We start from the raw sequence: 12,624 nt of genomic DNA on the forward strand, positions 1-12,624 counted from the left end.
GCTTGGCGCGGGCGCCGCCTTGCGCTAATCGGGCCGGATGCGACAGGGCTTTCCCCTCGCGCGGCCAGGCCAGCGCATCGGCATTCTGGGCGGGTCCTTCGATCCGGCCCATCGGGGGCACCTGCTGATCAGCCAGGTCGCCCTGCGCAGGCTGGGACTTGACCGGGTCTGGTGGCTGGTCTCTCCCGGAAACCCGCTCAAGGCGCACGGCCCCGCGCCGTTGGCGACGCGCATGGCCGCCGCCCGTGCCACCGCCCGCGATCCCCGCATCCTTGTCACCGACATCGAGGCCAGGTTTGGCCTGCGCAAGACGGCGGATACCCTGCACGCGCTTGCGCGGCTTTATCCAGGGGTGCGGTTCGTCTGGCTGATGGGGTCCGACAACATGGTGCAGTTTCACCATTGGGACCGCTGGCGCGCGATCGCCGGCCAGGTGCCGATCGCCGTGATGGCCCGGCCCGGATCGCGGCTGGCGGCGCGTCATGCCGTTGCGGCCACCATCCTGCGCCGCGCGCGCCTGCCGGAAGCGCGGGCTGCTTTGCTGGCGCAGGCAAGGCCGCCGGCCTGGGTGCTTTTGAACCTGCCGATGTCGGGCCTGTCCTCCACCGAACTGCGGAAAGGGCTGCGATGACGCTGAACCGACGCCGGATGCTGACCATGATGGCGGCCGCGACCCTGGCCCCCGGTGCCCTATCCGCGCAGGGGCTGGACCTGCGCCCCCGGCCGCGACCGCTTCCGGAACCCGGCGATCTTGTCACGCGGTCCGGCCTGCCCGGGCGTGTGGCCTTTGCGCTGACCGACGGGACCGAACCGCTGGCCCTGCGCCAGGCGGGGGCGCTGCTGGCGCCGGCCAGCACGATGAAGGCGATCACCGCGCTTTATGCGCTGGACCGGCTTGGCCCGGCCCATCGGTTCCGCACGCGGGTGATCAGGGCAGGGGACACACTGATCCTGGCGGGCGGCGGCGACCCGGTGCTGACCACCGATGACCTGGCGCGTCTGGCCGACGATCTTGTCGGGCTGAAGACCCCAAGCCCTGCGCGCTTTGCTGTCTGGGGCGGCGCCTTGCCCGGCATCGCCGAAATCGCCCCCGAACAGGACGATCATCTGCCTTACAACCCCGCCATCTCGGGGCTGATGCTGAACTTCAACCGTGTCCATCTGGGCTGGACCCGCGTGGGCGTCGACCATCAGATCAGTGTCGAGGCGCGGGCGGCCGACAATTCCCCCCGCGCCTATACCGTCACCGCGATGCCGGGCGACCAGTCCGACCTGTTCTCCTATCGCCATGATCTGGAACGCGAATATTGGACGGTGTCGCGCGCCGCGATGGGCCGAACGGGCAGCCGGTGGCTGCCGGTGCGCCTGCCCGAACTTTATGCGGCGGACGTGTTCCAGACGCTGTGCCGCGCCCGCGGTCTGGTCCTGCCCGCGCCCGACGTCATCGACCGCCTGCCAGCGGGCCAGGACATCGCGCATCATGACAGCCCCCCGGTCGAGGCGCTGGTCCGCGACATGCTGGAATATTCCACCAACCTGACGGCCGAGGCGCTTGGGCTGCATGCCAGCGGTGCGCCCGATCTGGTGCAATCGGGACAGGCGATGCGCGGCTGGCTGGACGGGTTGGGGCAGGGGATGCGGCTGGCCGATCATTCGGGCCTGTCGGATGTCAGCCGGATCAGCCCCTATGCGATGACGCGCGTGCTGGCGGGGCCGGGACGCGATCTGCTGTTGTCGCGCCTGATGCGGCGCAATCCGCTGGCCGACGACGACCACCCGGTCAACGCGCCGGTCGCGGCCAAGACCGGGACGCTGAACTTCGTGTCGAACCTGGCCGGATATGTCACCGGGCCGTCGGGAACCGAAGGCGTGTTCACCATCTTCTGCGCCGATGCCGAACGTCGCCGGGCCACCATCGGAGAGGAGCTGCCCGCAGGGGTCAGCACCTGGACACGGCAGGCCAAGGCGCTGCAGGCCGATCTGCTGAACAGTTTCGCGGGTCGTCTGGCCTAGACGGTCATGTGGCGCACGCGGGCCGACAGCTCGATCGCCGCGGCGTGCAGGCGGCTGATGTTCAACTGGTCGCGGATCTCGGCCAGCATCATGACCTCGCCCTCGTACAGGCGTCCGTCGGCCGCGCCCACATCGCAGGCAAGCGCATAGGCCGTCTCATAGAGCTTCTCGGGCAGCGCGTCGCGGATCAGGCCGAACAGCGCGTCCACGCCATCCTCTTCGTCGAACAGCGTCATCACGGTCTGGCTGATCGGCCGGATGCGGTCGTCGTCATAGGCCGCAAAGACCGGCGCATGGTCGACCATCCGCTGGATCGCCACCAGTTCGGATGTGCGGATGGTGCTGTCCGAGCAGGACACCGCCACCATCACCGCGACAAGCGCATCGCAGGGGGACAGGGAAGGCAGGTCGATGGTCATGGCACACTCCGCTTCGTTCGGGTGCAAATTATTGACGATCTGCGGCGCTTTCAATAAGCGTTCCGGACCTCAACAGGAGATCCGACCATGACCACCCTGCGCGACGCCGCGATGCAATCGAAGGCCTGGCCGTTCGAAGAAGCGCGCCGGGTGCTGAAACGGTACGAGAAGCAGCCCCCCGAAAAGGGCTATGTCCTGTTCGAGACGGGCTATGGTCCCTCGGGCCTGCCCCATATCGGCACCTTCGGAGAGGTCGCGCGCACGACGATGATCCGCCGCGCCTTTCAGGAGATCAGCGACATCCCGACGCGGCTGATCTGTTTCTCGGACGATCTGGACGGCATGCGCAAGGTCCCCGAGAACGTCCCCGACCAGGAGATGCTGAAGGAACACCTGCAGCTTCCCCTGACCTCGGTCCCCGATCCGTTCGGCGAATACGACAGCTTTGGCGGTCACAACAACGCCATGCTGCGCCGCTTTCTGGACACGTTCGGGTTCGACTACGAATTCGTCAGCGCGACCGAGTTCTACAAGTCCGGCCAGTTCGATGCGGTGCTGCTGCGCGCCGCCGAACGCTATGACGACATCATGGCGGTGATGCTGGCATCCCTGCGCGAAGAGCGTCAGCAGACCTATTCCTGCTTCCTGCCGATCAGCCCCAAGACGGGCCGCGTGCTGTATGTGCCGATCAAGCACGTCGACGCCAAGGCAGGGACCATCACGTTTGACGAGGACGGCGAGGAGATCACCCTGCCGGTCACCGGCGGCAATGTGAAGCTGCAGTGGAAGCCAGATTTCGGTGCACGTTGGGCCGCGCTGGACGTCGACTTCGAGATGTATGGCAAGGATCACAGCACCAACACGCCGATCTATGACCGCATCTGCGAGATCCTGGGCGGCAAAAAGCCCGAGCATTTCACCTATGAGCTGTTCCTGGACCAGGACGGCCAGAAGATCAGCAAATCCAAGGGCAACGGCCTGTCGATCGACGACTGGCTGACCTATGCGTCCACGGAAAGTCTGTCCTATTTCATGTATCTCAAGCCCAAGACGGCCAAGCGGATGCATCTGGACGTGATCCCCAAGGCGGTGGACGAATACCACCAGCAGCTGCGTGCCTTTCCCGACCAGACCCCCGAACAGCAGCTGGCGAACCCTGTCTGGCACATCCACGGCGGCAACGTACCGGCGTCCGACATGGCGATCCCGTTCCAGATGCTGCTGAACCTGGCATCCGTCGCGGGCGCCGCCGACAAGGAGGGCCTGTGGGGGTTCATCCGCCGCTATGCCCCCGAGGCCAGCCCCGAGACGCATCCCGGTCTGGATCAGGCTGCGGGCTTTGCGCTGCGCTATTTCACCGATTTCGTGGCCCCCTCGCGCCAGTTCCGCGAACCCACCGAAGTCGAGCGTGCCGCGATGCAGGACCTGGCCGATCGCCTGGCCGCATGGGACCAGCCCGCCGACCCCGAGACGCTGCAGTCGATGGTCTTCGCCGTCGGCAAGGAACACGGGTTCGAGCCGCTGCGCGACTGGTTCGCGGCCCTGTACCAGGTGCTGCTGGGCGCGGACCAGGGGCCCCGGTTCGGCGGCTTCATCGCGCTTTACGGTGTGGATGAGACCCGTGACCTGATCCGGGACGCGCTTGACGGCAAGCTGGTCATGAACCACGGCTGACGTTGCGGACGGGGCCGTTGCGGCGCACGCTGCGTTCAGGCCCCGTTAACCTTTCATCAACTATTTCTGTCCGCATCACGGCGGGTCTTCCCGGACCCGCCCGCCATGCCGATACGGAAGGGATAGCCGATGAACATAGCGATCACCAACGGGCTTTTGCTGACCCCACCCGCCTTCAGGGCGGGCCTGGGCGTCTGGTCGCGCAGCGACGGCACATCGGGCAGTCCTACTTGGGCCGATGCGGGCAATGCCGGCATCGTTCCCGCCGACCAGGATTTCGGTCCCTGCTTCGAGGTCGTCAAGCAGCAGACCACGACCAGCCTGCGCTTCATGGGAGAGACGCCGATGATCCCCGGCGTCTATCTGCGCGTGTCGGCGCGGGTCAAGATCGTCGCCGGCCCGCTGGCCAGCGTTCGCATCGCGGGCTGGGCGGGCGACGGGTCGCGCAACGCGGTCGCGGGCCTGGTCACCGCGGGGACGACTGTCGCGCTGCGCAACTACGGCGAGGTGGTCGAGGTCAGCGCCATCGTCGGCGTCGGCAACCGGCCGGGCGTCGATCTGCCGTGGGGCACGCGCGCGGTCTATGGGCATTTCGGTCTGGACCTGGTGGGCGCCAATGGCGGGGCGTTCCGGGTTGAATCGATCCGTATCGACGATATCACCGCGGCGTTCGTGCCGTCGTTGCTGGACTGGGTGGACGTACGCGATTTCGGCGCGGTCGGCGATGGCGTCACGAACGACCGGGCCGCGTTCCTGGCGGCGGACCAGGCGGCGGCGGGCGGATCGATCGTGGTGCCCGCAGGGACGTTCTTCATTTCGGGCGACCTGTCGATCAACAGCCGCATCCGTTTCAAGGGCCGCCTCATCACCCCGCCCTCGACACGCGTGTCGCTGCTGCGCAGCTTTGATTTTCCGACCTATGCGGATGCCTTCGGCGACGAGACGCTTGGCATGAAGAAGGCGCTTCAGGCGCTGCTGGGCTATACCGACCACATCTCTCTGGACCTTGGCGGGCGCCGCGTGGACCTGGACGAACCGCTGATGCTGGCCGAACTGGCCCCCACGCTGGAGGGCTTCGCGAACCGCCGGGTGATCCAGAACGGCTCGATCCAGGCAAAGCCCGGCCCCGCATGGCAGACCGGCCGCGCGACCAGCCCCGGCACGTACAACCCGGCCCAGCCCTATCTGCTGAGCAACGTCGCCAATGTCGCGGCCATCGAGGTCGGCAGCCGCATCATCGGCAGCGGCGTCGGCCGCGAGGTCTATGTGAACGCCAAGAACGTCGCCCAAGGCACGCTGACCCTGTCGCAGCCGCTTTATGGCGGCGCGGGAACGCGGCAGTACAGTTTTGAACGCTATCGCTATCTGTTCGACTTTTCGGGCGTGCGCGAACTGAGCCGCCTGAACTTCTCCAAGGTCGATTTCGGCTGCGACCGCATCTCCAGTGGCGTGATGCTGCCCCAGCAGGGAGAGATGATCCAGTTCGCCGATTGCTACTTCACCCGTCCGATGGACCGGGCGATCACCTCGATCGGGCGCGGCTGCCAGGACCTGCTGGTCGACAACTGCCAGTTCATCTCGAACGACCTCGACCTGCCGGCGCAACAGCGCACCACGGTCGCGATCAACGTGAACGCCAACGACATCAAGATCCGCAACAACCGCTTCGTGCGGTTCGCGCATTTCATGGTGGCGAACGGCGGTGGCCACATCATCAGCGGCAACCACTGGTTCCAGGGCGACGGGTCGGGGCAGGGGCTGCGCTATGCGGGCCTGGTGCTGACCCAGCCCAACGTGCAGACGACGGTGTCGGGCAACTATATCGACAACGCCTCGATCGAATGGACCAACGAACACAGCGCCATCCCGAACTTCACCGGGTCCGAGTTCAGCTTTGGCCGCCTGACCCTGACGGGCAACACCTTCCTGTGTTCGAACACCGTTGCGTGGTTCACCTGGATCACCGTCAAGCCCTATGGCTCGGGGCATTTCATCCAGGGGCTGAACGTCGTGGGGAACGTCTTCAAGGCGCTTTACGGCAACGTGGAGCGGATCGACCGGGTCGACACCTCGATCGCCGACCTGAACTACAACAGCATGCGCAACCTGCAGTTCGAGGCCAACACCTTCAACGGCATCAACACCTATGTGTCGAACCCGCTGATGATCCAGCTGACCCAGAACACCGCCACGGCGACCTGGACCACGCCGGTTTTGACCGGCCTGCCATTCCAGGGCTGGGCGCGGTCCGTCCAGTCCGTCGTGACCGAGGTCGCGCTGCAGTCGACCAGCGGCGCCCGTGTCGATGCGACCCCGACGGTCGTGCCGGATTCGGGCACGTCAAAGCGCCAGATCCGGCTGACCTGGTCACAGCCCCTGCGCGGCCGGGTCTGCATCTATGCGCGGATGGATCGCCCGCAATAGCACGATCATGCTGTTGACAGGCGCCTTGGGCCGGGGGCAACCTCGGCCCAAGGCCATGTGCGGAGGATCCATGGGCTATCGCCCCGCCTTTCTGGATCTTTCATTCGATCTCAAGGACCTGCAGGCAGGACTTACGGTCGCCATCGTGGCGATGCCGCTGTCTCTGGCCATCGCCATCGCCAGTGGCGTCGGTCCCGACCGCGGGCTGGTCACGGCCATCGTGGGCGGGTTCCTGGTCAGCGCCATGGGCGGGTCACGCCACCAGATCGGCGGCCCGGCGGGCGCGTTCATCGTGCTGGTCGCGGGCTGCGTCGCGGCGATCGGCATCGACGGCCTGGTCCTGGCCACGATGCTGTCCGGTGCCATGCTGGCGGTGCTGGGCCTGCTGCGTCTTGGCGGCACGATCCGGCTGGTGCCCTATCCGGTGATCCTGGGGTTCACTGCCGGGATTGCGGTGATCATCGCCGCAAGCCAGCTGCGCGACCTGTTGGGCCTGACGCTGTCCGTGCCCGAACCTGCCGCGCTGCTGCCCAAGCTGTCCGCCCTATGGCAGGCCCGTGCCACGGCTGATCCGCAGGTCATCGGCGTCGCACTGACCGCGGTCGCGGCGATCGTGTTCGCACAGCGCTTGGCGCCCCGCCTGCCCGCGCTGCTGCTGGGGATCGTCGCCGCCACCCTTGCCGCACAGGTGCTGGACGCGCCATCGGTCTTTGATCGCTTCGGCGCGCTGCCGGCCGGTCTGCCGATGCCGATGCTGCCCGCGCTGGACTGGGCGTCCATTCAGGCGGCGGTGCCCTTCGCGGTGGGCTTCACCTTGCTGGGGGCGATCGAGTCGCTTCTGTCGGCGATGGTCGCCGACCAGATGGCCGGCACCCGCATGCGTCCCGATGACGAGCTGATCGGGCAGGGGCTTGCCAATATCGGGGCGGGTCTGTTCGGCGGCTTTTGCGTCACCGGCACCATCGCGCGGACGGCGACCAACGTGAAGGCCGGCAGCCGCGGCCCGGCATCGGGGATGATCCACGCCGCGCTGCTGCTGGGCTTCCTGATCGTCGCCGCGCCGCTGGTCGGGGCCATTCCCCTGGCCGGCCTGGCGGGGCTTCTAATGGTCGTCGCCTGGAAGATGATCGAATGGCACGCGATGATCAGCCTGACCCGCATCGACCGGGCCGAGGCGGGGGTGATGGCCGCGACCTTCCTGGGCGTTGTCTTGCATGATCTGACGACCGGCATCCTGATCGGCATGGCGCTGACCGGGATGCTGTTCATCGCGCGGATGTCGCGCGAGGGGACCGCCCATGCCCCCGCAACCGACCCCGATGGACCGGCGGAGCGGATGGTGATCCATCTGTCCGGGCCGGTCTTCTTCGGCTCGGTCGCGCGGATCGAGGGGGCGCTGGCCCGGATCGACGCGCATCCCCGCCTGCTGCTTCTGGACATGTCACAGGTCACGCTGATCGACCGAAGCGGCGCCCAGATGATCCGCGACCTGTCCGACCGGCTGGCGCGCCGCGGAACCCGGGTCGTGGCGGTCCATGCGCGGCCGGTGCTGCGGGCGGGACTGCACGGCAGCGTCATGGTTGCCGAGGACTCTGCCCGTTTGTGAAGCATTGACAGGATCGGTAGTACTCAAGTCAATTCATTTACAAAATTTCCGTTTATAAAAAACAAGTTAACTTGTTCCCTCATCTGTGATTAACATGGTGGCGACGCAGCGTTGCGCCCACACCCTGACAGGGGTCGTCGCGGCCGGGCTGCAGCATGGCGACGACGAGGGGGAAAGTCATGACCGCTGAAAACATTCGCAAACACGCCATTCCGGCCGGCCTGGAGGACGCTCATGCCGGCCCCGAGGACTATGCGCGGCTGTATGACGAATCGATCCGCGATCCGCAGGGCTTCTGGTCCCGCGAGGGGCAGCGGCTGGACTGGATGACGCCCTATACCAAGGTCAAGAACACCGACTTCACCCTGGGGCAGGTCAGCATCAAGTGGTTCGAGGACGGGGTTCTGAATGCCTCGGTCAACTGCATCGATCGCCACCTGCCGACCCGCGCCAACCAGACCGCGATCATCTTCGAACCCGACGATCCGCAGACGCCCGCCCAGCACATCACCTATGCCCAGCTGTCCGAAAAGGTGAACCGGTTCGCCAACGTCCTGCTGAGCCAGGGCGTGATGCGCGGCGACCGGGTGGTGATCTATCTGCCGATGATCCCCGAGGCCGCCTATGCGATGCTGGCCTGTGCGCGCATCGGGGCGATCCATTCGATCGTCTTCGCGGGCTTTTCGCCCGATGCGCTGGCCAACCGCATCAATGACAGCGGCGCCAAGGTTCTCGTCACCGCCGACACCGCGCCGCGTGGCGGACGGCGCACGAACCTGAAATCGAACGCCGACGCGGCACTGCTGCATTGTTCGGACAAGGTGCGCTGCCTTGTGGTCAAGCATACCGGCGACCAGACCACCTGGGTCGAGGGACGCGACATCGACGTCAAGGCGCAGATGGAGCAGGTCGCCCCCGACTGTCCGCCCCGCCCCATGGGCGCCGAGGATCCGCTGTTCATCCTGTACACGTCGGGATCGACCGGCAAGCCGAAGGGCGTCGTGCACACGACCGGCGGCTATCTGGTCTATGCCGCGATGACGCATCAGTATACGTTCGACTACAAGGATGGCGACGTCTTCTGGTGCACGGCGGATGTGGGCTGGGTCACCGGCCACAGCTATATCGTCTATGGCCCGCTGGCCAACGGCGCCACGACCGTGATGTTCGAGGGCGTTCCGACCTGGCCCGATGCCGGACGCTTCTGGCAGGTCTGCGCCAAGCACAAGGTCACCCAGTTCTATACCGCACCGACGGCCATCCGCGCGCTGATGGCCAAGGGGCCCGAGCCGGTCGAGGCGCATGACCTGTCGTCGCTGCGCATCCTGGGCACCGTCGGAGAGCCAATCAACCCGGAGGCTTGGAACTGGTACAACGAGCATGTCGGCAAGGGCCGCTGCCCCATCGTCGACACCTGGTGGCAGACCGAGACCGGCGGCCACCTGATCACGCCGCTGCCCGGTGCGATCGAGACAAAGCCCGGATCGGCCACGGTGCCGTTCTTCGGCGTGGTCCCGGTGATCCTGGACGCGGCCTCGGCCGAGGTGCAGCAGGGCGACCCGGCCGAGGGCGTGCTGTGCATCGGCGACAGCTGGCCCGGCCAGATGCGGACCCTGTGGGGCGATCACGCCCGCTTCGAGGAGGCGTATTTCCAGCAGTATCCCGGCTATTACTTCACCGGCGATGGCTGCCGGCGGGACGAGGACGGCTATTACTGGATCACCGGCCGCGTCGATGACGTCATCAACGTCAGCGGCCACCGCATGGGCACGGCCGAGGTCGAATCCGCCCTGGTCGCCCATGAGAAGGTCGCCGAGGCCGCGGTCGTGGGCTATCCTCACCCCATGAAGGGGCAGGGCATCTATGCCTATGTCACGCTGATGAACGGCGTGGACCCCTCGGAGGAGCTGCGTGCCGACCTGGAGAAATGGGTCCGCACCGAGATCGGCCCGATCGCCAAGCCGGACCTGATCCAGTGGGCGCCGGGCCTGCCCAAGACGCGATCCGGCAAGATCATGCGCCGCATCCTGCGCAAGATCGCGGAAAACGACCACGGCACCCTGGGCGACACCTCGACCCTGGCCGAACCCGAGGTCGTGGACGATCTGATCGCCAACCGCATGAACCGCGGCTGACGACCGGCCGGGGGCCTTGGCGCCCCCGCAAACCTGCCCGCGCCCATCGCCGGGGACGGGCTTGGAAGAACACTAGGGCGGAGTGACAGACATGTCTGAACAGGGAGGGACCTAGGGACATGAGTGACAGACAATCCTCGAATGCCTATTGGCAGGCCAATCTACGCATCATCTACGTTTGCCTCGCGATCTGGGCGCTGGTGTCCTACGGCTTCGGCATCATCCTGCGGCCGCTGCTGTCGGGCATTTCGGTGGGCGGAACGGATCTGGGATTCTGGTTCGCGCAGCAGGGGTCGATCCTGTGCTTCATCGCGCTGATCTTCTTCTACACTTGGCGCATGAACCGCCTGGACGCCGAACACGGCGTGGACGAGTGAGGACCCAGCCATGAGCCAATTCACCCTGAACCTGCTGGTCATCTGCGCCTCGTTCGCGCTGTATATCGGCATCGCCATCTATTGCCGGGCGAAATCCACGGCCGAATTCTATGCCGCCAACCGCGGCGTCGGACCGGTCATGAACGGCATGGCGACGGCCGCCGACTGGATGTCGGCCGCGTCCTTCATCTCGATGGCGGGCCTGATCGCCTTCACGGGCTATGACAACTCGACCTACCTGATGGGCTGGACGGGCGGTTACGTGCTGCTGGCCCTGCTGCTGGCGCCCTATCTCCGCAAGTTCGGCAAGTTCACCGTGCCGGAATTCATCGGCGACCGCTTCTATTCGCGCACCGCGCGGATCATCGGCGTGATCTGTCTGCTGATCGTCTCGATCACCTACGTGATCGGCCAGATGACCGGCGTGGGCGTCACCTTCTCGCGCTATCTCGAGGTGTCGAACGCGACCGGCCTGTGGATCGGCGCGGCGCTGGTGTTCTGCTATGCCGTTCTTGGCGGCATGAAGGGCATCACCTACACGCAGGTCGCGCAGTATGTCGTCCTGATCATCGCCTACACGATCCCGGCGGTGTTCATCTCGCTGCAGCTGACGGGCAATTTCCTGCCGCCCCTGGGCCTGTTCGGCACGCATGAGGGATCGGGCGTGGCGTTCCTGGCGCAGCTGGACGGTCTGGTGACCGACCTGGGCTTCCGCGCCTATACCGAGCACCACAACTCGACCCTGGACATGGTCCTGTTCACGATGGCGCTGATGATCGGCACCGCGGGTCTGCCGCACGTGATCATCCGCTTCTTCACCGTGCCCAAGGTGTCCGATGCCCGCAAGTCGGCAGGCTGGGCGCTGGTCTTCATCGCGCTTCTCTATACCGTCGCTCCGGCGGTGGGTTCGATGGCGCGCTTCAACCTGACCGCGACCATGTGGCCGGGCGCCGCGCAGGGCGAGACCTTCAGCCAGCCCGCCGTGTCGCTGGCCGACATCGAGACCAGCGAGGACTTGGCCTGGATGCGCAACTGGCAGACCACCGGCCTGCTGAACTGGGAGGACAAGAACGGCGACGGCCTGATCCAGTACTACAACGACGGAGCCGCCGCACAGGCGACCGCGCTGGCCGCGGCCCGCACCAGCGGCGACCAGGCGGCGATCGACGCGGCCCAGGCCGCCTATGACGCCCGCCTGGCCGAGACCCATGCCGCCCTGCCGGGCGCCCCCGCGGTCGAGCAGAACTGGGTCGGGAACGAGCTGACCACCGTGAACAACGACATCATGGTGCTGGCCAACCCCGAAATCGCCAACCTGCCGGGCTGGGTCATCGCCATCGTCGCCGCAGGCGGCCTGGCCGCCGCCCTGTCGACCGCGGCGGGTCTGCTGCTGGCGATCTCGGGCGCCGTGTCCCACGACCTGATCAAGGGCACGCTGCGTCCGAACATCAGCGAAAAGGGCGAACTGATGGCCGCGCGCGTCTCGATGGCGCTGTCGATCCTGGTCGCGACCCTGCTGGGCCTGAACCCGCCGGGCTTTGCGGCCCAGACCGTGGCACTGGCCTTCGGCCTTGCCGCCAGCTCGATCTTTCCGGTGCTGATGATGGGGATCTTCTCCAAGCGTGTCGGCAAGGAAGGCGCGATCGCCGGCATGATCGCGGGCATGCTGTCCACGATCCTCTACATCTTCGCCTACAAGGGCTGGTTCTTCATCGCGGGCACCAACATGTTCCCCGATACGCCCGACGCTTGGCTGTTCGGCATCTCGCCGGCATCCTTCGGCACCGTGGGCGCGGTGATCAACTTTGCGGTCGCCTTCGGCGTCTCGGCCGTCAGCAAGCGTCCCCCCGCCCATGTGCAGGAACTGGTCGAATCGATCCGTGTCCCGCGCGGTGCGGGCGGTGCCGTCGCGCACTGATCATCCTGCCGCGTCCCCGACCGGGGGCGCGGCACCCTCCTTCCCACAAGGTCACCCC

The 12,624-nt window shown here is 66.4% G+C and carries 9 protein-coding genes; 8 read left to right on the plus strand and 1 reads right to left on the minus strand.

What is annotated here, in order from left to right; genetic code table 11:
• Positions 1 to 37: 37 nt before the first annotated feature.
• Both LZ686_RS09400 and LZ686_RS09405 read left to right on the plus strand, forming a co-directional pair.
• Positions 38 to 631 carry a nicotinate-nucleotide adenylyltransferase gene (locus LZ686_RS09400; protein WP_349547596.1) on the plus strand — a complete coding sequence of 198 codons (594 nt, stop codon included), beginning with the start codon at positions 38 to 40 and terminating at the stop codon, positions 629 to 631.
• A complete protein-coding gene (locus tag LZ686_RS09405) occupies positions 628 to 2,013 on the plus strand; it encodes a D-alanyl-D-alanine carboxypeptidase (protein ID WP_349547597.1) in 1,386 nt (461 codons plus the stop codon). Before LZ686_RS09400 ends, LZ686_RS09405 begins: the two co-directional genes overlap by 4 nt.
• On the opposite strand, the gene LZ686_RS09410 is transcribed toward LZ686_RS09405, so the two are convergent.
• Positions 2,010 to 2,432, minus strand: coding sequence for a tellurite resistance TerB family protein (locus tag LZ686_RS09410; protein WP_045999336.1), 423 nt, complete (start codon positions 2,430 to 2,432; stop codon positions 2,010 to 2,012). The two genes, LZ686_RS09405 and LZ686_RS09410, sit on opposite strands and share 4 nt — an antisense overlap.
• Positions 2,433 to 2,519: 87 nt before the next feature.
• Here LZ686_RS09410 and LZ686_RS09415 point away from each other — a divergent pair, with 87 nt between their 5' ends.
• From LZ686_RS09415 to LZ686_RS09440, 6 genes are all read left to right on the plus strand, one after another.
• Positions 2,520 to 4,106: a lysine--tRNA ligase gene (locus tag LZ686_RS09415; RefSeq protein WP_349547598.1), complete on the plus strand. Its 1,587-nt coding sequence runs from the start codon at positions 2,520 to 2,522 to the stop codon at positions 4,104 to 4,106.
• A gap of 129 nt (positions 4,107 to 4,235) precedes the next feature.
• A complete protein-coding gene (locus LZ686_RS09420; RefSeq protein WP_349547599.1) occupies positions 4,236 to 6,530 on the plus strand; it encodes a glycosyl hydrolase family 28-related protein in 2,295 nt (764 codons plus the stop codon).
• A 70-nt stretch (positions 6,531 to 6,600) separates the two neighbouring features.
• Complete coding sequence (locus LZ686_RS09425) at positions 6,601 to 8,136, plus strand: SulP family inorganic anion transporter (protein ID WP_349547600.1); 1,536 nt, start codon at positions 6,601 to 6,603, stop codon at positions 8,134 to 8,136.
• A 179-nt stretch (positions 8,137 to 8,315) separates the two neighbouring features.
• Entirely contained in the window at positions 8,316 to 10,271 is a 1,956-nt protein-coding gene (gene acs / locus LZ686_RS09430) for an acetate--CoA ligase (protein ID WP_295166607.1), read from the plus strand.
• Between the two features lie 119 nt (positions 10,272 to 10,390).
• Positions 10,391 to 10,648, plus strand: coding sequence for a DUF4212 domain-containing protein (locus tag LZ686_RS09435; RefSeq protein ID WP_148911726.1), 258 nt, complete (start codon positions 10,391 to 10,393; stop codon positions 10,646 to 10,648).
• Between the two features lie 10 nt (positions 10,649 to 10,658).
• Positions 10,659 to 12,566 carry a sodium:solute symporter family protein gene (locus LZ686_RS09440; protein ID WP_045999331.1) on the plus strand — a complete coding sequence of 636 codons (1,908 nt, stop codon included), beginning with the start codon at positions 10,659 to 10,661 and terminating at the stop codon, positions 12,564 to 12,566.
• Positions 12,567 to 12,624: the final 58 nt, after the last annotated feature.

The organism is Paracoccus sp. NFXS7 (genome assembly GCF_040148865.1).
Lineage (GTDB): Bacteria > Pseudomonadota > Alphaproteobacteria > Rhodobacterales > Rhodobacteraceae > Paracoccus > Paracoccus marcusii.